General features: G+C 39.0%; 24 protein-coding genes and 2 pseudogenes. 1 reads left to right on the top strand and 25 read right to left on the bottom strand.

Translation table 11 applies throughout. From position 1 onward, the window contains the following. Positions 1-25: 25 nt before the first annotated feature. The 15 genes and pseudogenes from DKZ56_RS05240 to DKZ56_RS05170 form a co-directional block, all read right to left on the bottom strand. On the bottom strand, positions 26-2422 hold the full coding sequence (locus DKZ56_RS05240; protein WP_208651699.1) for a heavy metal translocating P-type ATPase: 2397 nt from the start codon (positions 2420-2422) through the stop codon (positions 26-28). Positions 2423-2439: 17 nt separating this feature from the next. After that, on the bottom strand, positions 2440-2751 hold the full coding sequence (locus tag DKZ56_RS05235; RefSeq protein ID WP_208651698.1) for a metal-sensing transcriptional repressor: 312 nt from the start codon (positions 2749-2751) through the stop codon (positions 2440-2442). A gap of 468 nt (positions 2752-3219) precedes the next feature. Next, on the bottom strand, positions 3220-4137 hold the full coding sequence (locus DKZ56_RS05230; protein ID WP_063389316.1) for a hypothetical protein: 918 nt from the start codon (positions 4135-4137) through the stop codon (positions 3220-3222). Positions 4138-4457: 320 nt separating this feature from the next. Then, complete coding sequence (merA, locus tag DKZ56_RS05225) at positions 4458-6107, bottom strand: mercury(II) reductase (RefSeq protein ID WP_208652172.1); 1650 nt, start codon at positions 6105-6107, stop codon at positions 4458-4460. A 60-nt stretch (positions 6108-6167) separates the two neighbouring features. Next, complete coding sequence (locus DKZ56_RS15725; protein ID WP_268753480.1) at positions 6168-6299, bottom strand: hypothetical protein; 132 nt, start codon at positions 6297-6299, stop codon at positions 6168-6170. 157 nt (positions 6300-6456) lie between these two features. Beyond that, positions 6457-6855 (bottom strand): mercury resistance transcriptional regulator MerR, encoded by a 399-nt coding sequence (gene merR, locus DKZ56_RS05220; protein WP_208651697.1) that lies wholly within the window; start codon positions 6853-6855, stop codon positions 6457-6459. A 448-nt stretch (positions 6856-7303) separates the two neighbouring features. Continuing rightward, positions 7304-7537 (bottom strand): annotated as a pseudogene (locus DKZ56_RS05210) (arsenical pump-driving ATPase); the annotation flags it as partial. 28 nt (positions 7538-7565) lie between these two features. Then, positions 7566-8048 carry a hypothetical protein gene (locus tag DKZ56_RS05205; RefSeq protein WP_208651696.1) on the bottom strand — a complete coding sequence of 161 codons (483 nt, stop codon included), beginning with the start codon at positions 8046-8048 and terminating at the stop codon, positions 7566-7568. A 254-nt stretch (positions 8049-8302) separates the two neighbouring features. Then, positions 8303-9139: an IS3 family transposase gene (locus DKZ56_RS05200; protein ID WP_208651695.1), complete on the bottom strand. Its 837-nt coding sequence runs from the start codon at positions 9137-9139 to the stop codon at positions 8303-8305. A 159-nt stretch (positions 9140-9298) separates the two neighbouring features. Continuing rightward, positions 9299-9493, bottom strand: coding sequence for an SHOCT domain-containing protein (locus DKZ56_RS05195; RefSeq protein ID WP_141103885.1), 195 nt, complete (start codon positions 9491-9493; stop codon positions 9299-9301). A gap of 29 nt (positions 9494-9522) precedes the next feature. After that, on the bottom strand, positions 9523-10254 hold the full coding sequence (locus tag DKZ56_RS05190) for an urease accessory protein UreH domain-containing protein (protein WP_208651694.1): 732 nt from the start codon (positions 10252-10254) through the stop codon (positions 9523-9525). Between the two features lie 112 nt (positions 10255-10366). Further along, the gene (locus tag DKZ56_RS05185; protein WP_208651693.1) at positions 10367-11344 is read right to left on the bottom strand and encodes a F510_1955 family glycosylhydrolase; all 978 of its coding nucleotides are present in this window, start codon (positions 11342-11344) and stop codon (positions 10367-10369) included. A 124-nt stretch (positions 11345-11468) separates the two neighbouring features. Next, positions 11469-12038: a TVP38/TMEM64 family protein gene (locus tag DKZ56_RS05180; RefSeq protein ID WP_208651692.1), complete on the bottom strand. Its 570-nt coding sequence runs from the start codon at positions 12036-12038 to the stop codon at positions 11469-11471. A 12-nt stretch (positions 12039-12050) separates the two neighbouring features. After that, positions 12051-12722 (bottom strand): response regulator transcription factor, encoded by a 672-nt coding sequence (locus DKZ56_RS05175; RefSeq protein WP_208651691.1) that lies wholly within the window; start codon positions 12720-12722, stop codon positions 12051-12053. A gap of 6 nt (positions 12723-12728) precedes the next feature. Further along, positions 12729-14099, bottom strand: coding sequence for a sensor histidine kinase (locus DKZ56_RS05170; protein WP_208651690.1), 1371 nt, complete (start codon positions 14097-14099; stop codon positions 12729-12731). 575 nt (positions 14100-14674) lie between these two features. On the opposite strand from DKZ56_RS05170, the gene DKZ56_RS05165 reads away from it, so the two are divergent. Continuing rightward, positions 14675-15061 carry a hypothetical protein gene (locus DKZ56_RS05165; RefSeq protein ID WP_245989599.1) on the top strand — a complete coding sequence of 129 codons (387 nt, stop codon included), beginning with the start codon at positions 14675-14677 and terminating at the stop codon, positions 15059-15061. A gap of 324 nt (positions 15062-15385) precedes the next feature. Here the strand turns inward: DKZ56_RS05165 and chrA are convergent, their stop codons facing one another. The 10 genes and pseudogenes from chrA to DKZ56_RS15720 form a co-directional block, all read right to left on the bottom strand. Then, a complete protein-coding gene (chrA, locus tag DKZ56_RS05160) occupies positions 15386-16591 on the bottom strand; it encodes a chromate efflux transporter (RefSeq protein ID WP_208651689.1) in 1206 nt (401 codons plus the stop codon). Positions 16592-16676: 85 nt separating this feature from the next. Then, positions 16677-16986: pseudogene (locus DKZ56_RS05155) on the bottom strand (PadR family transcriptional regulator). 262 nt (positions 16987-17248) lie between these two features. Beyond that, a complete protein-coding gene (locus DKZ56_RS05150; RefSeq protein ID WP_208651688.1) occupies positions 17249-17545 on the bottom strand; it encodes a hypothetical protein in 297 nt (98 codons plus the stop codon). A 362-nt stretch (positions 17546-17907) separates the two neighbouring features. Then, positions 17908-19617: a phospho-sugar mutase gene (locus tag DKZ56_RS05145; RefSeq protein ID WP_208651687.1), complete on the bottom strand. Its 1710-nt coding sequence runs from the start codon at positions 19615-19617 to the stop codon at positions 17908-17910. 399 nt (positions 19618-20016) lie between these two features. Next, positions 20017-20808, bottom strand: coding sequence for an IS66 family insertion sequence element accessory protein TnpB (gene tnpB, locus DKZ56_RS05140; protein ID WP_281275690.1), 792 nt, complete (start codon positions 20806-20808; stop codon positions 20017-20019). After that, complete coding sequence (locus tag DKZ56_RS05135; protein ID WP_208651685.1) at positions 20798-20995, bottom strand: hypothetical protein; 198 nt, start codon at positions 20993-20995, stop codon at positions 20798-20800. The genes tnpB (DKZ56_RS05140) and DKZ56_RS05135 overlap by 11 nt, the downstream gene beginning before the upstream one ends. 81 nt (positions 20996-21076) lie before the next feature. Further along, a complete protein-coding gene (tnpC, locus tag DKZ56_RS05130; protein ID WP_208651684.1) occupies positions 21077-22654 on the bottom strand; it encodes an IS66 family transposase in 1578 nt (525 codons plus the stop codon). 167 nt (positions 22655-22821) lie between these two features. After that, positions 22822-23058 (bottom strand): IS66 family insertion sequence element accessory protein TnpB, encoded by a 237-nt coding sequence (tnpB, locus tag DKZ56_RS05125; protein WP_208651683.1) that lies wholly within the window; start codon positions 23056-23058, stop codon positions 22822-22824. Continuing rightward, positions 23048-23374 carry an IS66 family insertion sequence element accessory protein TnpA gene (tnpA, locus tag DKZ56_RS05120; protein ID WP_208651682.1) on the bottom strand — a complete coding sequence of 109 codons (327 nt, stop codon included), beginning with the start codon at positions 23372-23374 and terminating at the stop codon, positions 23048-23050. The genes tnpB (DKZ56_RS05125) and tnpA overlap by 11 nt, the downstream gene beginning before the upstream one ends. Positions 23375-23414: 40 nt before the next feature. Beyond that, positions 23415-23540: a hypothetical protein gene (locus DKZ56_RS15720; protein ID WP_281275689.1), complete on the bottom strand. Its 126-nt coding sequence runs from the start codon at positions 23538-23540 to the stop codon at positions 23415-23417. Positions 23541-23592 lie beyond the last annotated feature (52 nt).

Raw genomic sequence — 23592 nt, 5'->3', positions numbered from 1 at the left:
ATCAATTCCTCCTTAAATTATATTTTTATATTTTCACGCGTTTCAAACGAAGCGCGTTTGTCACAACTGATACGGAACTGAATGCCATGGCCGCTCCGGCAACCCAAGGTTCCAATAATCCAGCGGCGGCTACCGGAATACCAATCGTATTATAGAACAAAGCCCAGAACAGGTTTTGCCGAATGTTTTTCATTGTTTTGCGGCTTAACTCAATCGCTTTCGGGATATGGGCTAAATCTCCACCGACCAAGGTAACATCGGCCGTTTCGATAGCAACATCCGCTCCTGTGCCGATGGCCATACCAATATCCGCTTTTGCCAAAGCCGGAGCGTCATTAATTCCATCACCGACCATCGCCACCCGCTTCCCTTGTTTTTGCAGCTCTTCGACAATATTCGCTTTTTCTTCAGGAAGCACTTCTGCATAGACGCGATCTACATTCACTTGCTTAGCAATGGCTTCTGCTGTCCGTTTGTTGTCTCCCGTTACCATGTACACTTCGATGCCCATTTGTTTTAATGTTTGAATCGCTTCTTTTGAGCTTTCTTTTACCGTATCAGCGACAGCAATGATGCCGGCAAGCTGCCCATCAATGGCAACAAGCATAGCGGTTTTCCCCTGCTTTTCAAGCTCTGCCATTTTATCTTCATGCATGGAAAGCTCTACAGAGCGTTCCTTCATCAGCTTTCGTGTTCCAACAAGGACATTTTTGCCATCAATGACTGCTTCAATTCCGTGACCAGTAATGGCGGAGAAATGCTCCAACGGCTTAACCAAAATCGCTTGTTTCTTTCCATATTCGACAATCGCATGAGCCAGCGGATGTTCCGAAGCACTCTCGGCGGAAACGGCATAATCGAGCATGTCTTCTCGGAACTTAAGCACATCTGTTACTTCCGGTTTTCCTTTTGTCACTGTTCCTGTTTTATCCAGAAGCACGGCATTAACTTTATGTGTTCCCTCCAGGTACTCACCTCCTTTAAAGAGGATCCCTTTTTCTGCCCCTTTGCCTGTACCGACCATAATCGATGTCGGTGTCGCCAGACCGAGCGCGCAAGGACATGCAATGACGAGAACCGCGATAGCCACCTCAAGCGCCTTTGGCAAGTCCCCCGGAGCAACAAAGATGTACCATATGATGAACGCAACAACAGCAATGCCTACGACAATCGGTACGAAAATACCCGAAATGATATCAGCCATACGCTGAATCGGCGCTTTCGAGCCTTGAGCCTCTTCTACGATTTTAATGATATTGGCAAGTGCGGTATCTTTCCCTACCTTTTCTGCCCGAATGGTGAGTACACCATTTTTATTAATGGTTGCTCCGATGACAGAATCGCCTTCCTTCTTATCAACCGGAATGGATTCACCGGTAATCATTGATTCATCCACGGAGGATACTCCGGCGATGACCGTTCCGTCTACCGGGATTTTTTCTCCTGGCTTGACGAGAATGGTATCACCAATCACTACTTCCTCGAGCGGAACTTTTATTTCTTCCCCATCGCGGATGACAAGAGCTTCTTTTGCCTGCAGGCTCAACAGTTTAGAGATGGCTTCTGTTGTTCTTCCTTTCGCTACTGATTCAAAGTATTTTCCGACAAGTACAAGCGTAATCAGCACAGCACTCGTTTCAAAATACAATCTTGGCATATATTCGGGATTTTCTAATGTTTTGAAAGCTTCGTACAAGCTGTAAAAGTAAGCTGCCGATGTTCCAAGCGCCACTAGTACATCCATGTTCGCACTCTTGTTTCGTAATGCCCGGTACGCCCCTACATAGAAGGGACCGCCGATGTAGAACTGAACGGGTGTAGCCAAAAGAAGCTGGAACCACGGATTCATCAATAGGTGCGGCATCGGTAAGCCTATATCAAACGGCATATGAGCAATCATCGTATAAAGCAAAGGCAGTGATAAAATGATGGAAATGGCGAGTTGCCGTTGTTTTTGCTTAAGCAGTTCTTCTTTCCGGCCTGCCTGCTCTTGTTCTTCGTTTCGGATCTGCCCCTTGTACCCAAGCTTTTTGATTTTCTCTAAAATGTCTTCGACAGATGCAATGCCTTCATTGTATTCTACAACGGCACTGTTTGTCGCCAAGTTTACAGCAGCGCTCGTAACACCTTCCATACGATTTAACCCTTTTTCAATCCGTGTCGCACATGCCGCACATGTCATCCCCTCAATATCCAGCGTCACCTTTTCAGTCGCAACGCCATACCCCAAATTCTCAATTTTCGTTTCGATATCGGCGATCGTTTGCTTCGATGGATCATATTTAATCGTTGCTTTTTCCATTGCCAAATTGACATTGGCTTCTACTCCATCCATCTTATTTAATACTTTCTCAATCCGATTGGCACACGCGGCACATGTCATGCCGGTCACTCTAAGTGTGACATGCTTTTGTTCACTCATAATGCTTCCCACTCCTTTCACTTTGAGAACTGTTTAATGACATCCATTAATTCGCGAATGGATTCTTCTCCGCTTCCTTCGCGAATCGCTTTCGACACACAATGGCCAACATGACGTTCTAGCAAGTTCAATCCTACTTTATTTAACGCTGCCGTGATCGCTGAAATTTGCACTAAAATATCAATACAATAACGATTGTCCTCCACCATTTTTTGCACACCGCGCACTTGTCCTTCAATGCGCTTCAAGCGCTTGACGATGCTTTCGATCTCTTCTTCGGTTCGCGGAACCATTTTGGCATTTATATTGTCATCTTCATATTGATTCATTGCTACCACCTCATTTGTTTATAACAGTTGTCTTCGAATACATTATACCGGTATTGGGTATAAAATGCAAATGATATCTTACTTAATGTATGATTTTCTATGTGTAATTTTTTATTCCTATTTTGAATCAGAGTAACGTACATCTATTCAATTATTTTCTGTTTAAATCTGTATCGATACAAAAGGAACTCGTTCTTTAAAGTAACGGGTTCTGTACAAAATAACAGTCAAATTATCAACATAAATTACAATTATTTTTTATTGAATAATTTTTGATTAAATTTATATAAATTCAATAGGTTTTAACGCTAATAGAAAGGCTATCGGTGGTTTTCCGTTCCGATAGCCTAAAACATGACGTTTAACTTTATAACCTAGTCACCAAATCTTTTTATGCGGATAAACGAGATGCCTACGAAGAATAGAAAATAGGTCCTCTCTTCGAGTACATGAATTCTTTTATCTCCTTTACATTTGCATTACCTTTCTACTTCGCTTCATCTCCATCTTTTTATATGCTAACACCGAAGTAAACAAGAATACACATGTAATCAACGAACCTAGCGGCAACATGGCTACGATATGATCAGGAAAGACAAACGGGAGCAGTGGAAAGGCGTACACAGCCGGGACACGGATGCCAACAATACGTAACAGAATAAGCATTAAAATCATATCTAACAGGGTGACCAATATCCACGAATCAATAGCAAAGTACAACAGCGTTCCGACAGTCGCAGATATGGTCAATACAAGCCCTTGTTTAAAAGCCATTTTTCCGTTGTACATCGGCTTCTGAAGTGACTCATACACAACAACGAGAATCGGCGGGATCACTGCCAGTGGGTAGCCAGCAAGCCAGCATAAACCCATCCACACGAAAATCAGCACTAAGAATACCAGCATGTACTTGTACTGTATCTTCACTTTCTTTTCAAGTCCTTTATTCAATCCAAATTTGAGAACTCCAAGCATCAATATAAAGGTAAAAATAAAAACGGATATAATAAATGACCATTCATTTGCATTTGTCACCACTGGCAGTAAGCCCGTTGCAATGGACGGTCCCAAATTTGATTGAATGATACGTAAAAAGAGCATTAAAAGTATAAGGGTAAGGCTTACTTTTCCTAAATAAGAAATGTGTAGTTGATTCACTGCGAAACCGATCACTGCCGTGATGGACGGCGCAAGAAAAATTTTCGATGGTTGCCTGATCCATCCTGCTTCTCGGTACACCCACATGGCAATCGCCATTGCCGCAACTTCCGGCAAAATAATTTCGTGATCTTTCAACATCACCGAAGCCGTAATCATCGCGATAATGAATGTAATGCTAATGATATATGAAATCATCGTTACTTTCTTTGAAACAGTTGAATCCATGTTTATATACTCCTTTTGTTCATATGATTTCCATCATACTGTTTCGATTCTAATAGAAATCGACAATGATGCTAATGAAAATGTTTTAATTTGGAGTGTTTATCAAGTAAACGTCTCTCCAATCAGTTGGAGAGCTTCTGTTCCCATAAAAAATTCCCTTCCAATTTTCCATCTTCCCTCCTTGTCCTTGATTGGGGAATTTGATGGTACATTCTATTCTAACCAAGGAATCGGTTCGTATCTCTTTTTCTGCTTCATTGTAAATTTACTCAAGTACAGTTAGAATAATCAAAAATCCTATATGTTTATGAAAAGGAGCTTTAACTAGCACAACAAGATAATTTTTTAACATCTTTATCAAATGTTAAGGCAACTAATTTCAATCCCTCTGCCATCGTTAAATATGGTGCAAGGCATTCCCGCAAATCTTCCACCGTTAGACCAAATTTTACAGCTAATGTGGCTGCATAAATCACATCACCAGCATTTTCGGCAACAATATGAACACCTAGCACTTTTAATGTTTTTGCATCAGCAACAAGTTTAAATACACCTGTCGTTTCGCGATTCACAAGCGCTCTTGGAACTGCATCAAGTGGTAAAACAGAAGTTCTCACCTCGTATCCTCTTTCTTTAGCTTGCTCCTCAGTTAATCCTACCGTAGCAATCGATGGACTAGTAAATATAACAGCCAGAACAGTATCAAGATTTACTTTTCTCTCCAAGCCACCGATTGCATTATCGGCAGCAATTCCACCTTGGTATGCAGCAACATAAACAAATTGCGGTCCCATTGTTACATCTCCGGCAGCATAAATTCTAGGATTGGAGGTTCGTAAATAGTCATCAACTTTAACTTCACCGCGAGAACCCACTTCTACGTTTGCAGCTTGAAGATTTAGTGCTTCCGTATTTGGCTTGCGCCCCGTAGCTACAAGTAGCTGCTCAGCTTCAATGATTTTCTTTTCACCATGAACAGTAACATGAATTTGTTTCATATCTCCATTCTGTTCTACACGCTCAAATGTAGCACCGGTAATAACATGAATGCCTTGTTCTGTTAATGCTTTTTCTACAGCTTCTGAAATTTCAGGATCATATTCTTTAAGAATTCTTTGGCTACGCTGCATTAACGTTACTTCCACTCCTAAATGGTGAAAAAGCTGACCTAACTCCAATCCGATGTATCCTGAACCAATAACAGCAAGACTTTTTGGCAGTTCTTTAAGCTCTAACAAAGAAGTGCTTGTTAAGTAGTCAACATCTTTTAATCCCGGAATATTAGGAATCAATGGGGAAGCTCCTGTTGCGATTAAAAAGCGTTTAGCTGTTCTTTTATTCCCGTTTACTTCTATTGTTTTTTCATTGACAAATTTTGCTTCTCCCTGTATTAGTTCAAACCCATATTCATCAATTAAATCAACATACTTTTGCTGACGTAATTCTCTCACCAGTTCATCTTTTTGTTCCATTAGTTTTTTCAAATCTACCGAACCAGCTGAAGTATTTAAACCAAGGAATGGATTGTTTTTTGCTAAATGATTGATTTCTCCAGAACGTAGCAATGTTTTTGATGGAACACATCCAATATTTACACAAGTCCCACCGATGGTACCACGCTCAATCATCGCCACTTTTGCCCCATATTCCACTGCTTTAATAGCAGCAGAAAAAGCTCCTCCCCCAGAACCAATGACAATAAAGTCATAATCATAATCACCTTCATCATCACCAACAACGGAGCTTTTTTGTTGATGAATAACTTCAGCTTCACCTGCCTTATAATTAACCTTATTCACAGCTTCTTTGGCTTTCTCGATACCTATATGTTCTGGCAATTCGAAAACAGCTTCTCCACGGCGAAAATTTACATCTACATTTTTAGCTCCTATGCTGTTTAGAGCTGTTTCAACGTGCCTTTCACACCCAGTACATGTCATACCTTCCACTTGTAAACGATATTTACGAATTGACAAATGAAACACCTCCTATTGTTTAACACCATATCCTAATTCTAAGACGGTATTTTTTTAAGTTTTTACATCTGTTTTTGAAGCATCAAACACAACTTTAGCTGTTCCTTGGGAACCTTCTGTAATGGTTACTTCCACTGTTTTTACACCTTCTACACGTTCAAGAGCACTTTTGACAACACAGGACAACTTGAACAATCCATTTCAGTAATGGTAAAGGTAGCACTTTTAGTATTATTTCCATTCGCTGTAGTTTCTACATTATTTTCGTTACTACAAGTCGTAATAATGTAACAAGTGTTCCGATCACTATAAATGTCTTATTTTTCATTGATATCTCATTTCTTTAATCATCAATCAGAGATTCAATAATTGGACATTCATGTAGTTGCTCTTCATTCGGACAGCTTTCTTTTAAATTATTCAACATATTTTCGATACGCTTTAAATCTTTAATTCGTTGTTGAACCTCACCTATTTTTTGAGAAACAAAGCTATACATATCCGCACATCGAACCTCATCCTTATCAACAACACCAAGTAATTTATGAATTTCACTTAGAGAAAACCCTAGTTCCTGCATACGTTTAATAAAACCAATGCGCTTCACAGTCTCTTCCGAGTACATTCGATACCCTGAATCTGTTCGTGAAGTTTCTTTGATTAAGCCTTTTCTCTCGTAATATCTAATGGTTTCTTTATTAACGTTACATTTGTCAGCCAGTTCACCAATACGATATTTCATCTTATCACCCCTAGATAAAGTATAAACCCTGTACCATAGTACAGGGTCAAATGAATTTCGAAGTTTTTATAGCTTATTAAAATCTACTTTCGTTAATTTATGTTTAAACAACTTTTTTGTCCTCATTACTTTGGTCTATTAGCAATTCAACTTTTTAACAACATTGATTTAAGCCTAATAAGACGAATTGAACGCCTTTTCCCGTTTCTTCCACATCAAGTGTAACTCTCTCGATGATAGAAGCCACTTTCTCATCCATCGCTACCCGAATACCATTAATAATCTCCAACCGATCTGTGGTTTGCAGAATAAAGACAAACTCCTTCTTTACCGTGTTTCTTTAAAATATCTTGTAGTGCTTGTTTCGCTTGATCAGTAATCACCATATTTCTCTTCCCCTTTTCTTAATTGATCGTTAGTCGCTATGCTTTTGGAAACAAACGTTTTAATGTTTCTTTCGTTTCGATGTATCAAGGTTGGTTAACAAGTTGGTAAATTCATCGAAAGCAGCAATTTCTACTGTACAAGCCCCCGACAATTGTTCCTCCATTGAGGCAACAACAGAATCCGGTAACTTTTTGCGATAGGGACCCACAACTTTTTCTCGATAGGCTTTGATTGTTGCTTCCGGATCTAGATTGCAAGCAAACAAATTTTGTTTCAGTTCGTTTGTTAACTCCAAATCTTTATTTGTTTAAAAAGAAAAAAGATTAACGACTCGAGCCGTTAGTGAACGATGTTCCGTCAATTGGATTCAGGGTTTGTTCTAATTTGGTTCGGATAGTGTTTTTGAGCATGGATTTTAAATTTTTGTATTTCTTTCCAGTCAATGGACAACTATATTCTTCATCATGAATAATCTCATTTCTTAACTCCTCATCTTTATTGAAAAACAATGGATATATTTCGTTGATTGGCTCACCTTCTTGCTGCATGAAGTTTATTGTTTCACTTTCGTATTCATTGATCACTTCTTTAACAATCATTTTAAAATCTTCAGCAGACATACCTTTCTTTAATTTGCGCTCCATTGTTTTTAGTGTTTCATTACTACTTTCTTGTTGATTTTTCTTTTTTAATTCTTGATACATCTCATCTATTTGCTCATATAAATCGATAAAAAAAGCATTTTCTTCCTTCAGCTTTTGAACTTCAGTGGTTAATTCAGCCACTTTCCTATAAACAAGATTCATCTCGTCCTGCATGCTAATGAGTTGATTTTCTAATTGCTTCTTCTCTCCAACAGCTGTTCAAGGAGTTCTTGCGAATGAGTGTTTACATCTTTGACTTCCGCAGAATCAAATTCATTATTTTTTTCATCATTATCGTTCACCATAGACGAAAAGGCACCGGATTGACCCCCTAAATTTGGACACATCCTATCTTATTTTAGGTTATTCTCAAAATTTCTCGTTTTTTCTTGGCAAGAAGACAAAATCCTCTTGCCTTATACGCGAACTTCTTTGATGATTAACGATTCCGTTTGCGCTTTTTTGTAAAATTTATGCGGTGGAAGATCGAGAATACTCGAATGAATCCTTCGCTCGTTATAAAATTTCATGTACTCCATCACGGCTTGATAAGCTTCTTCATAGCTGTCAAACGCCATTCTTCCTAGACATTCCTCCTCCAGTAAACGATGAAACGCTTCAATATGCGCATTCATATTCGGCGTCCGTGGTGGAATCCGTTCATGTTCGATTCCAAATCGCTCACAGGCAGCTTCAAAGGCATGAGAAATAAATTGTGGGCCGTTGTCTGTCCGAATCACAGGTTTATTTGCCTGTTCAAATTGCTGACGCTTGAATAACGCTCTTTGAAGCGTCTTTACGGCATCGCTTCCTGAACAACTCAGCCCAATATGGTAATCAATTACCGAACGGTCATACACATCGATGAGCGACAAAACAAAGAAAAAGCGTTCTTCTCCTTCGATATATCCATATTTCACATCCATTTCCCATAACTGATTCGAGCCTGTAATAATGCGATTTCGAGCGAGTTTCTTCGGATATGGAATCCGTTTCTCTCGCTGCGGACGTAGTAAATCCATCGCTTTACACAATCGATATACTTTTTTCTTACTGATCACAAGCTGATGGTCTCTTCTTAACTGAATGGTCAGCTTGCGATATCCGTAGGCAAATCCTTCTCCCATCACAAGCTCAGAGATCCATTCTTGGATTTGTTCGTCTGGCACTTTTTCGCCAGTTGCCGTTAGAGAGTAGCCGGGTGTTGGACGTCCCCCACCTACTGTTTTCTTCTCGACTTTTCCGTTCTGCAATATAAGAGATTATTATGTTCAGAAAAGCTAAAAAAACAAAAGAAGTTGTTGACAATACTCTTATCAACAACTTCCTTCATCTATATAAAATTGAAATAGGGGGAGACAATTGTAAATCACATTTCTGATGCTTGATACAATAAAAGAGGCTAGATTTTACTATAGCTTTTTGGATAGTTGTTCAAATTCGTCTAAAGTGATCTCTCCTTTGGCTAATCGCACTTTTAATATTTCCATCGGAGATAACTCTTCTTTGCGGTCATTGATAAAACGATGTAAGAGATAAAAACCAATGGCGATTAATACAACCCAGAATAACATCATCCCAATCATCATGGCCAAATCTCCAAACATCACCGTTCACTTTCCTCCTTTTCCTAATTTTAAAACCAATAAGTGATGGTGTCTAATATGCCAAGTAAGATTATCACGATTCCAGCTGCCTTCTGAACGAACCTTCCTGCTTGTTTTCCTTTTTTCATTAGAGTACCGCTAAATCCTAAGTACCATAGAATGAAGATGAAGAAAATAACAGGTACAGAGGTTCCGATGGCAAAGATGCCCGGCAATATCACTCCATAAGACGTTGAATACACAAGAGGCATTAAAGTCACGAAAAACAGCACAAACATCGTTGGACAAAACGCTAACGAAAAACTGAACCCCATTAAAAAAGAACCTGTTTTTCCTTTCTTTAAAAATCTCTCAGGTATTTTGAACAAGGTTAGGTTCCAATACATTTTAAAAAGCCCTAACAAGTATAAACCTACAAGAATGAGAATGGGACCGATCAGCTTTCTTAGCCACGGAAAATAGAATGTTAGTGTACTTTGAATCTCATTCCCCAAAAGCCAGACAATCATCCCCAAACCGGAAAAGGCAATAATTTTACCAAAAATATAAAGAAACAACTCTTTCCACGCAATTCCTTTTTGCAAGGACTGATTACTGTATAACGTGATTACTCCTAAGTTAGCGGTGAGTTGACACGGGGCCATCGCTCCTACTATACCAAGAACAAACGCTGATAAAATGGGGATAGTGGTTGTATCATGTGCAATATTTAGAAATGGTTGACTTAAAAGGTTACTTATTTGATTGAAAAATGAATACATCCTTCCTCTCACCTTCCCCTCTAATCTGATGTCTATATTGTAGCAGTGGATTTTGTAGAAATATGGAGTGGTAAATAACAAAGACATGCTAATCGCACGCCTTGTCATTAGCCTATAGTAGTTTCCCCTTTACTGCTATTTGAGTCCAGCTTTCACCGTTATTTGTTGTCACGAAAATATCGCCATTCATGGTGGCCATCACCATTTCCTTTTCATTTTTCGGATTAGAAGCCATATACATGATATGATCTTTTTCATCGAGTGCAGGAACAGAAAGAACTTCCTCCTGCTTTGAATCGAATGATTGTTTGATAAGTACAGGCTTATTGTTTTCTACAGCAGCAAATAAAATCGATTTTTCTTGGAAGAAAAAAGCCATTGTATTGATTTTTCGAGTAAACCGTTCAAAGGTATTTCCATTATCTTTTGAAACGAAAATTCCTTCGGGCGTACTAATTCCGACCATATTTTCCTCCGTTGGATGGGCAGCAATCGTTCCTGCAGCAGTTTGCGGTAGGCCGTTTAATTGACTTGGCGACCACGTTTTGCCGTCGTCTTTACTGTAAAATAACCCTTGTCCTAGCTTTTTGTTTTCTTCTTGGTTCACGACATAAATCGTATGGCTTTTATAGCCTACTGCCATATAATGAAAATCAGATTCTTTATAAAACCCTAAGTTCATCAACGTTTGTCCATGATCAAGACTTTTTACAAGACCAAGCGGATTTCCTAAAGATGAACCTTCTTCTGGGTGTCCCGATGCATAAAACCCATCGTCTGTTGCAGAAAAGCCCATATAATCATGTTTATTGGAAGTCGTTTCATACCACTTATTATTTTGGTAAACAAGTAAACCTTCATGTGTAGCAAAGTAAATCGCATTTTGGTTGCCTGCATAACCAATTCCATGTAAATGTTCGAACTTTCCTTCTTTCTTTTCTTTAAAGAAAGGATTATTTGTAACAGATGTGTTGGATTTTGCTTGTTCTTTGCTCGTAATAAAGGACTGTTCTTTTTCATTGGATGATGAACAAGCGCTTAGAAGAAGAATGGCCGATGTAATCATCATAGCTTTCGTCATTTTTTTCATTGCTGATAACCCCTTTTTGTGTATGAAATAGCGATCGTACATTTTATAGCAGAAAGATTTGCAGAATTTATGGAGTTTGCTTCTTTGGATATGATATTTGTCACTCTTCATAAACATAAACTCTCTAAGTTTTGTTGGTTTGAGCCTTTTTTCGATTGATTTTCTTCCAAGTAAAAAGAAATAAAAAAACAGACAAAAATGTTAATATTACTTTCCCTTGCCATGTCCAATTCATTAATTGATAAACCGAATAGGCTTCTAAAAGTAAGGCAGGTATTTTCCCTATTGAGCTAGCAATCATAAAGATAAGCAAGGATGTTTTTCCGATCGCCGCAACAAAGGTCACTACTCCTGACGGAACAAAAGGGAAAAGGCGCAAAGATAGAACAAGAAAAAAGGCTTCTAAACCTTTTGCTTCAAGCAAACGTCTGACTTTCGGGTGGGAAAACAACTTCGTTACCGAAAGTTTCCTAAATCCTTTACGATATAAAACAAAAGAAATAATCGCTCCGATTGCTTCCCCTGCAAAAGATAAAAAAGTACCTTTCCAAAACCCGAACACGGCCAAATTGGCAGCTGTGAGAAAAACGCTTGGTACAAGTCCTAAAATACTAATTATAATATTTATCACAATGCTGATGAGATAAGCAGCATTTTCATAGGTGTTGAGTAGTGTAATCATTTGCTCTTTCATTCTCTTCCCATCTTATCCCTTCCATTTATACCCCACCCCCCAAACAGTTTGCAGAAATCGATCGATTGGAAACCCAGCTTGTCTCAGCTTTTCTCTAATATTTTTCACATGAGAATCAATAGTGCGCTCTTCTGTATTTGCGTTATAGCCCCATAGTGATAGAATAATTTGTTCTCTGCTAAACACTCTGCCTGGGTTTTTCAGAAAAAGCCCCAATATGGCAAACTCTTTAGGTGTCAGAAAAAGATCATGTTTATTATATTGAACCTTATGTTGAGCTTCATCCCACACCAAACCTTGAAACTCAATTTTTGGTTGTTTCCCTGCTGAACGGCGCAGAACCGCCTCTATGCGGGCAAGCAGTTCGGATTCGTCAAATGGTTTTGTGATATAGTCATCAGCTCCCATATTAAGTCCTTTTACGATATCCAATGTTTGATCTCTTGCGGTCACCATAATAATAGGGACATTGGAAAATTCTCTAATACATTTACAAGTTTCCCAACCATCCACCTCCGGCATCATAATATCCAATAACACTAAATCCGCTTTGTTATTTTCTAAGTACTGTATTGCTGATAAACCGGATTCACACTTTACACAACGGTACCCTTTAGGCGAAAGATAAAGATCAAGTAAATCTAACATTCGTTTTTCATCATCAACAAGTAATATCGTATACATGCTCCCTCATTCCTTCGGTAATGTAATCATCATTTTCGTTCCTTTTCCGTAGATACTATCCGCATAAATAGAACCTCCATGGGCTTCAATAATTTCTTTTGCTATCGCTAAGCCCAATCCCGTTCCACCGCTGGCTCTTGATCTTGATTTATCCACCCGGTAGAACCGTTCAAAAATATGCGGCAAATCCTCTTCAGGAATTCCTCTGCCTTCGTCTGAAACAATTATCACGATGTTCTTTTTCTCCGTCCTTACATCAATAGAGACGGTAGAACCTTGCTCAGAATATTTTAAAGCATTATCTAACAGATTCATCATCACTTGCTCAAAACGTTTTTGGTCTATATGGACCGTAATGTTTCCATCACAGTGATATATAAGAGACATGTTTTTCGCCTGAAAAGCAGGGTGCATTTTCTCGTATACTTTTCTTAAAAATGAACATAAGTTGGTCGATGACTGATGAATGTGAAAGGAATGCTGATCCATTTTTGCTAATTCAAAAAGTTCTTTTACTAATTTTTGCATATGCTCTGCTTCTTCATAAATAATAGTCAAATATTTCTCTCTCTCTTCTTCCTTAATGTTTGGTCTTCTGGCGATGTCCGCATATCCTTTTACATATGTGAGAGGGGTACGAAGCTCATGAGAAATACTGGCAAGAAATTCGTTTCTTTCTTTTTTTAAGTATTCTAAATCCCTTGCCAATGTTTGAATAGATTTTCCTAATTGCGCTAATTCATCCTCTCCTTTTACTTGTAAACGGACAGAAAAATCACCTTTGCTCAATTTTTCGGTCGCCTGTTTCATGCGAATGAGAGGAATCGTAATCACTCTTGATAAGAAAGCAATCGTTATAATCGTTAAAAATACAGAAAGAATTCCAACGATAATAAAATGATGCTTTAACTTATAAATCATGTTTTGAATGGAAGCTGTATTTTGAAACATATAGACATACCCTTTTATCTTGCCGTCAACCCGAATCGGGCTTACTGTTGAAATATGCGACTCTTTTTGCCAATTTTTTTGTACAATCATACCATCATGGGGAATGTTTTTAACTTCGTTTTTTATTATTCTTTTGGCAAATGGTAAAATATGATCCGAAAAATATAATATATTCCCCTTGTCATCTGTAATAACAACGTCCGTCACCGCTTCCGACTCCATCATGGTGACATGTTCCAACGTAGAAGAGTCGTAATTTTTTTCTAACACATCGCGGTGATTATTTCCTCTTGCCAACAGCTGCTCAAATTCCTCATTAATTCTAGAATGAACAAGCGTAATATATAATGACACAAACAAAACCGTTTCGATTCCTAACACAAATAGAAAAAAGAATAGTCCTAATTTAAACGAGATTTTTCTCATTTTTGTCCCTTCCTTATCAGTCCATTAACTTCCATATCGTTTAGGAAAAACTGTTTTTTGATCTCTTTTTCGTTGATTCCGAGCGATATGGCATATGGGTTCCGTCAAATAAATATTGGTACGCTCTCTCTATTTATGCCTTTGGACGATATGTTTATTTTATAAACTAAATTTGCAGAATTTATGGATTTCAATCAAGTGTAACGGTTGGGGACGATTTCACTTTTATCGTAAAATTATTACAACCGCTCCGTATTCTTACGTTATCATAGCGATAAATTCAATAGAAACCAAATACAAAAGCACTGCAGATTTAAGTCTACAGTGCTTGCCGTTTGCCAAACACATTTTAGTAATTGCTCCCTCTTCCGCCGTCTCAGCGATGTGAACATCATGGGTCATTAATATGAATGCTTGTCGACAAGAAACATCTGAACGGTGTGGTAAAGAGCGTTACAGGTTCTTTTTTATTTTCTTATTCAACATTCGGCTCATGCAGGTCGTTCTTAAGCATATCATACTCTATCGCTTGTTGAAACCACTCGTCCTCTTCCTTTGTATGCGGAGACGGAAACGTGTTCCTGAGTTCTTCTACTTCTGCCTCATCTAACCAACTGAAAACTGTCACCGCTAAATGGGCGAAAGACGGTTTCACGATTCATGAAAATGGGAAAATTACCTTATCGATGGGCATCCATAACGGGAAGAGAGAAAAGCCGATTATCGTCTATGCCTCGAATTTACCTCAAGGAACGATTAAAGCAATCGAATGTTGTTACGATAACGGTTGGTATTTAGCGGTTACGTATGAAAGTGGCCAGAAAGCGAAAACCTATCAGCCGGGACATTTGGCTGGTGTGGATCTTGGCGAAATTCATACGATGGCAGTGTTTGGGGAAAAGGGTCAAGCCCTCCTGATTACTGGAAGAAAAGTACGCTCTCTTCCCTCCTCTTTCCCTTAGACTAACAAGAATCCATTACTGTTTCGAGCAACTTTTGCATCGCTAACGTAGCAGCTACATTTTTACGTTGAATAAAATAGGTTTTTCCCTTGTTTTTATTCCATTAATATTCCTCGTTAGCTAAATTTTCACACTGTCCAAAACTAATTCCAGTTTAAACAAAATAAGCTTAGAGAATGGTCTTATCAGGAACGAAATGATAAAAGCCTAAAAAATAAGGGGTGCACATCTGATACACGACCAATCTGTACGCTCCTTTTCTCTTTTATTAAACTAAAGAATAAAAGCCGAGTTCCTGTGAACCCGACTTTGCTAGTGGATATATTATGATGAAATAAAGGAAAGAAAAACTCCTGCGACGGCGGAAAATACAACGACAATCCAAGGCGGAAACTTCCAGACCGTTAATAAGCCAAACGCGGCTAGAGCAAGGCAAAAATCGAGCGGACTTTTAATCGCTTTCGTCCATACAGGATGATATAGTGCTGCGAGTAAAATTCCCACAACAGCTGCATTGATGCCGTACAGTGCTGCTTGAAAACGAGGATGATGACGAAGCCAATTCCAAAAAGGAAGGGCTCCAAGGATTAACAGAAAAGAAGGTAGAAAGATTGCAAGAGTCGCCACTACAGCTCCTTCCCATCCGAAACTAGCCATTCCTAAGTACGATGCGAATGTAAACAACGGTCCGGGCACTGCTTGTGCTGCTCCGTAACCGGCTAAAAATTGTTCAGCTGTTAGCCAACCTGTAGGAACCACTTCTGTTTGTAATAATGGAAGGACAACATGTCCTCCACCGAATACCAAGGCGCCAGAGCGATAGAAGCTATCAAAGAGCGCAATCAGATTCGAGTCAGTAAACTGTCGGATTATAGGAAGTACCCCTAACAAAACAAAAAATAAAATAAGCAAGATACTGGCTGTCTTTTTATGAATCGAGATCGAAATCGGAACTGGTTTTGAATCTGGCGTGCTTCGGAACAAAAACCATCCTAGGATTCCAGCACCTATGATGATTCCTACTTGACTAAAGACACTCGGAATAATCAAAGTCAAAATCGCTGCTGCGATGGCAATGGTGGCACGTGGACGATCGGATGCAAAGTTTTTTGCCATGCCCCACACAGCTTGAGCGACGACAGCAACTGCCACAACCAGTAATCCATGGAGCCAGCCAGCGTCACTAAAGGAAGTACCTTTTAAAAAGTAGGCAAACAAGACAAGCGCAATGACAGAAGGGAGGGTAAATCCAAACCAAGCGGCTATCGCCCCCCAAAAACCCGCTCGCATAAATCCAATCCCTATTCCAACCTGACTGCTCGCCGGCCCCGGTAAGAATTGACACAGCGCGACCAAATCAGCATATGTTTTTTCATCTAACCATTTTCGCCGGTTCACATATTCCTCGCGAAAATATCCTAAATGAGCAATAGGCCCCCCGAAAGAAGTCAATCCTAACCGGGTCGCTGTTTTCAACACTTCCCAAACAGAACCTCTTTGTTCCTGTTGCAACTTAATTTCTTGATTCAACGCCTATTCCTCCTAATGATATAATATCTTGTTACTGCTATGACGTACTGTACCACATGTAACAAACTCACCAAGTTTAAGCGCGTTAATCCTTTATTTCTTTAAATAGCGCATAAGCTTTTTCTTTCGCTTTCATAAGTACCTCATTTCCATTTTCGGTTGTTCTGTAATCTGTTCTAATCTTCCCTTCAACAGTTTTTTCTTCTCTTTCTAATAGATTCGCTAACTCCATCTTGTTCAGTAAAGGATACAAGGTTCCCGCGCTCATCTGATAGCCGTGTTTCTTCAGTTCTTCTAACAGCCATGAACCAAATATGGGTTCTTTCTTTAGCGTGATGTAAAATGTGTATGTGAATAAAACCAAGGAGCCATTTACGCAACACTTTATTTTCCATCATGATCCCCTTCATGATCGAATTTCGATATCGAAAATCGATAGCATCGTATCACGTCTACATGGTGTTTTTCAAGAGAGACATTATTAAGATAAGGTTAATTTTGTGTATCTCTCTCTTAACAAGATGATGGATAAAAGTTTGTGTAAAGCATTTTGCTAGACCAAAAGATTTTCTGATTGGATCAAAATCTTAGAGAAAGGCTTAAGAACTTGTACCATTTGGAGTAATTGCTAATTCTTCTAGAACACCATCAAGTACATTAAATGTTATCAATAGATTGAGCATATGGATTCATATTCGTAGGATCTACAACTGTTGCTGAAGCAAAACCATCATTTAATAAGCTTTGTCCATCGATTTTGAATTTGCTTCCAGCAGCTGTTACAAACGCAGGAGACATTGATACCGCTTCAGAGAAGTTAACTCTCATCGTTTTATTTCCTGATTCGACTGTTGGAACAGAGAATGTTACTTCCTTCTCATAAGCAGGGAATGTAGGTAATTTATCTTTAGTAAAGATCCCTTTTGTAGCAAAATAACGCCCACGAAAAAACACGTGGGCGTTATTTTACGTTTACTTTTATACTTGACTCTCCACTAGATCGATAAGATTCGATTCGTTGTTGCCACAATTGTTTTCGTTCATCTGGGGACATAAAAATAAAAACCTCCTAACTTTTGATGTTGATCTCATGATCACAAAACATCAAAAGGGTTAGAAGGTGTGGGATATTTGGCGCTTACGTATATCAAGTGAACACTACATTTATTCTTTTATTCATAATTAGGGAAATTCTATTCATAAGTGTAAAAGAAGGTAGACCAATTATAAGAAAAAACTGTGTGATCAGAATTTATGCCGTTTTTATCCTTATAAAAATGTTTAGTGATAGGGTCTTACTCAGACACCTTTCTGTCTCATCTCGCCAAGTAGTGATGCCAAGCACTCACTAAGGATTCCAGCGATTCTTCCGCTGCTTCTCTGCTTTCTTTCACCACACCAAAGTAGAATTTACATTTTGGTTCAGTTCCGGATGGACGGATTGTTACCCAGGAGTCATCTGCCAACACAAACTTCAATACATTTTCCTTAGGCAAAGTTAATGGCTCAGTTGTGCCGTCCACCAAATATGCCAAACTCTTCCAGTAATCTTCCACCCTTACGACCGGCACGCCATCAACTTCCTTTGGTAAATCCTTACGCAACCTATCTAAAATGGCTTTCATTTTCTCTTGTCCATCTTTTCCTTCAAACACTTTTGACACTAGAGCCTCACGATAATAACCAAACTCCCCATATAATTCTTCCAACACTTGCGACAATTTTTTTCCTTTCGTAGCATAATGAGCTGCCATTTCAGCGACCTGAATCGCTACTTGTACGGCATCTTTATCGCGAGCAAATGGCTTAATCAAATAACCGTAACTTTCTTCATATCCAAATATAAATGTATATTCTCCCGTTTTCTCAAACTCCGCAATTTTTTCAGCCATGTACTTAAATCCAGTTAATGTGTCAAAAGTCTTTACATTGTATTTCTTCGCAATCGCAGTACCCATTTCTGAAGTTACAATCGTCTTCACCATCGCGCCTTTTTCCGGCAAAGTACCTTGCTCTCTCTTCGTCTCTAATAAATATTGGAATAATAGAGCACCAAGCTGATTTCCTGTTAAAAGTTCATACTTCTCCCCGTTCCAAACAGCAACACCGAGGCGATCGGCATCTGGATCGGTCGCCAATAACAAATCTGCCCCAACTGTTTCGCCCAACTCCGTCGCTAGCTTAAAAGCAGCAGGTTCTTCAGGATTCGGGTAAGCAATTGTTGGAAACGAACCATCTTGAGTTGCCTGGGATTCTACTACATGAATATTTGTAAATCCAAATGCCTCTAATCCCTTTGTTACTGGTACAAAACCTGTCCCGTGCAACGGGGTATACACGATGCTTAACCCAAGAGCTAAGTCTTGTCGATTCTTTAACGTCAATAAATTTGCCAAATACTTTTCATCATACTCTTCTAAAATCCAATGCAATAAACCTTGCTTCTCTAATTTATCTTCAGACGCCACTTCAATCGCAAATATATCCTCAATTTTTTCCATATGATCCACTATTGTTTTCGCCGCTGACGGAACTAACTGCGCCCCATCTTCGCCATACACTTTAAAACCATTATACTGTTTTGGATTGTGGCTCGCCGTAATCACAACACCTGCGAAGGCATGTAACGCTCGAACAGTAAAGGACAATTGTGGTGTTGGCCGCGGTTCCTTATATAGATAAGAAGAAATTCCATGAGCCCCTAAAACACAAGCCGTCTCCAGCGCAAATTCATAAGAATAATGACGAGTATCATAAGCGATGACGACTCCCCGGCGTTTTGCTGATTCCCCTTGAGAATCGATATAACAAGCTAGCCCTTCAGCAACTCGACGAATTGTATAGATATTCATGCGATTCGTACCTGCACCAAGGATACCGCGCATCCCCGCTGTCCCAAAGGATAAATATTGATAAAACCTGTCCTCAATCGCAGCAAAATTTTCTGCAATTTGCTCCAGTTCTTCTTTTAAATAATTCGGCAAGTCTTCATTTTTCCATTGTTGATAAAGTGCTATCACGTTCATTTTGACACCTACTCAATAACGCAATTGTACCTTCCTTTTCATGCTTTTAATTATGGCATAGATAAACTAAAAAGCCAATATTTTTACCATAATTAGGAAATGTCTTAATTTTAACAAAAATGAAAGAGCAAATTGGAAAACGCTTCGTTTTCACAATTCGCTCTTTTTTCGAGACCATTAGATTGTCCCTTTATGATGAAGAGGAGAATGGCAACAATAGTTTAACAGATTTTAAAAAATATTCCATTACAAATTGATAAATCTTCTCCTGCCTGAAATATATTTTGTTTCACATAACCATGCAAGGGCAAGTCTTCTTCTTTCCCACACTTTTTCCGCTGATCATCGAATAAGAAAGCGCTCGTGTATTTTGCAATAGAAAAGTGCAGAGAAATGCAATTAAAAATGCAGAGGTTTGCCACCCATTTCATTCCTTTTCGACAATGCGTGGGACAGTCTATAGCTCTCGCCATGAAAAGAGATGATATGGGCGTGATGAATTAGCCTGTCCACTAACGCTGCTGTTAAACGAGAATCTGTAAAGATCCGGTTCCATTGACTAAATTCTAAGTTAGATGTAATAATTACGCTTTTCTGTTCATAAAACTCCGATATAATTTGGAATAATAATTCAGCTCCTTCTTTACTAAATGGTAAGTATCCCATTTCATCTAAAATGACCAAATCAACCTTCTCCATCCGTTTTCTAAATGCTGATAAACGGTTGTTACGTAAAGCTTGCTCTAATTCCTCAACTAGGTGGGCAACACGGTAAAAACGAACCTCATAACCTAGTTCACAAGCTTTTCTCCCTAGTCCTGTGGCTAAATGAGTCTTCCCTGAGATACCTTTTTTCGATTTTTGGATGGCTTTAGGTTGTTGAATCGAGAGCCCTTCCAGTAACCATCTAAGCTCCTGTTGAGTCAGATTTCGAACCTCATCTTCGTTTCTGGGCCATTGGAGTTTGCCATTATCGATTCGTTTGTATAACATGGCGAAGCCATCCCCATCAAAATATAAACATTTATACCGGTCTTTCTTCCGTCCACAAAATAAGAAAATGGCGTCACTATATGGATCAAGTTCGAAAGAATCTTGGATTAACGTTGCCAAACCATCAATTCCTTTTCTCATATCCGTTCGTCCACAGATAATATAGATATTTTTACATTTAGTAAAATCATGAATCACTGCGATTCAACTCCTTGATGACCGTTTGGATGATGTGAGGTTTTACCCCGGGGTAAAAGGAGATTTTCAAATCCGTTGCTTGAATAACACATACAGGTCTGAGAGGACCACGACTCGTTGAGGTTGAAGTTGAATCGGAATCAGATTCCAATTTGACAGGTACGATATTTAGTTTTTCAACTGCCAAACAAAAACACCTCCTCTGTAATGGATAACTCTATCTTACAGGGAGGTGCGATTGGTTGAAATGCGTCGTTTGAATTCGGGTTTACCGACATTCTTCTGGAATTGTCTTCGACCAAGGAAGGAGTTGATCGATGGCTTCTACATCATTGTGATCTATCAATGGTAATTGTTCGAAAAGATAGGTTAAGTAGTTCAATGGATTTAATTGATTCTCTTTAGCTGTTTCGACAATGCTATAAATAATAGCGCTGGCTGATGCACCTTTCATCGATTGTGCAAATAGCCATGCCTTCCGGCCCATCACGAATGGTTTAATCGATCGTTCTGCACGATTATTATCGATTTCAAGTCGACCATCTTCTAAAAACACTATGAGCTTACTCCATTGATTTATACAATATGTAATTGCCTCTCCCAATTTGCTTTTTGGGGGAACTTGAGGGCGTTTTGTTTTTAGCCATGCCAAAAAAGCGTCTAACACAGGTTTACTGTGTTCAAGACGGTATTCTTTGCGCTGTTCGGGAGTACAGTTCTCAAATTTTTCACTGATTTGTCTTTCAATCTGGAATAATTGATTACAGAATTGAATTCCTTCTGCAGCGGTTGATGATGTTTTATCCACATTGGCTGGTAATGCCTTCAGTGCTTCATCGAATTTTCGCCTTGCATGTGCCCAACACCCTACCAGTTCGACATCCTTTAATTCATGATATCCTGCATATTCATCTACATGCAGATATCCCTTAAATCCTTTTAGAAAAGCCTTCGGATGTTTACTGTGACGAGTCGTTTGATAATCATATAAGATGATCGGCGGTACGTCTCGTCCTGTTCGATACATCCACATATAAGACTTCGAATCCGCTTTTCGTCCAGGTTCTGCTAGAACTTGAAGTGTAGTTTCATCCGCATGTAGAATATCGTTTTCGAGTAATAGCTCATGCATCCGTTTATATAGAATGGAAAGCCAATTGGTTGCACCATAAATCATCCAGTTGGCGAGCGTTTGGCGTGATAAATACACACCGAATCGTTCCAACTGCTTTTCTTGACGATAAAGAGGCATTCCTTCCACGTATTTTTGGTTCATGATATAGGCCATAGCCGATGCAGATGCCAAACTTTTTGGATAAATTGGTGTTGGCATTTTGGCTGTGACAATCGGTGTCTCGATTCCTTCCCGTTCACATTGACGGCAACTGTAAATATGTTGAACATGCTCAACGACTTTTACTTGAGCAGGAATAATCTTGATTTCTCTTCGTATTTCCGTACTCATTTCGTGTACGGTTCCACCGCAACACAAACAAACCTGCTCTTCTTCGGCTAAACGATAGTGAATCGTTTCCGTCGGCAAGTTCTCTAGTTTCGCATCGCGTTGTCCTACAGACTTCTTCCGTTTATAAGTAATGGTTTCAAGTGTAGGTTCTTCCACTTCTGTATCCGCTGTGATTTCAGCTTCATTAAAAAGAGGAAGTTCGAGTTGATCCGGATTCGTTTTTTCACTGGAAGCCCCAAATTTTTTATGTTGGCTAAGGCGGAATTGTTCTTCCAACCATTTGATTTTAGCCTGTAAGGCTTCATTTTGTTTTTTGAGTTCCGCATTTCTCGCTTGCAGTTCTTCAATTGTTGATTCATGGGTTTGTTTGTGTTTGTTCATAAGTTAAAGAATAAAGGAAAGGAATTGACAGGTCAATGTCAAATTCCTTTTAAACCATGATTTTAGCTGATACTTGTTCATGTGCTTGTTTTTGTTCAAATGAAAGACCATCGAGCAACCAACTGAATTGGCGGGGAGTGATGCACAAAGGGCCGGGAGTTCTTTCATCAGGCCATTGAAAGACCTTTCTCTAAACGACGATAGTACAACCAAAACCCATTGTGATCCCAATGGAGAATTTTCAATTTATCTCGTTTCCGATTACAGAAAACAAAGAGATTAGAAGAGAAAGGATTTAACTGAAAGCTCATTTGAATAATGGCTGTTAATCCATCAATCGACTTGCGTAAATCCGTTGCCCCCGCTGCTAAATAAACATGTTGAATGGGTGTTTTACTTAACATGTGTTTTCAGCACCTGAACCACTTCGTTGAAAAGGAGTGGATTGAAACCTTCTTTTACTTCGATGGAAAATTCCCCAATGTTAACGATGAGCGGGGAGTTTTTTTCATCCAACGGATGGGATACTTCAACAGTTAGCCATTGAGGGGAAGTCCGTGAAGTTTCAGTTGTCTCTAACTCTAGTCTTTTCATCCATTTATACATACTTTGGTGACCTACTTGATTTTGTTTGCACCAAGCTTTTACACTTGACTCTTCACTAGATCGATAAGATTCAATTCGTTGTTGCCACAATTGTTTTCGTTCATCTGAGGACATAAAAATAAAAACCTCCTAACTTTTGATGTTGATCTCATTATCACAAAACATCAAAATGGTTAGAAGGTGTGGGATATTTGGCGCTTACGTAGATAATCTTAAAGATTTTATCTTCCGGTATTTTTGTTTTGACGATTTCTATTACCTCTACTCCATTTATCTTCATGACTATTCCCCCCTTTTTATTTCCATTTATTTCTACATATTTTTTTGCAACT

It is taken from the genome of Ureibacillus thermophilus (assembly GCF_004331915.1).
Lineage (GTDB): Bacteria > Bacillota > Bacilli > Bacillales_A > Planococcaceae > Ureibacillus > Ureibacillus thermophilus.
This window is presented reverse-complemented; position numbering and strand designations above follow the sequence as displayed.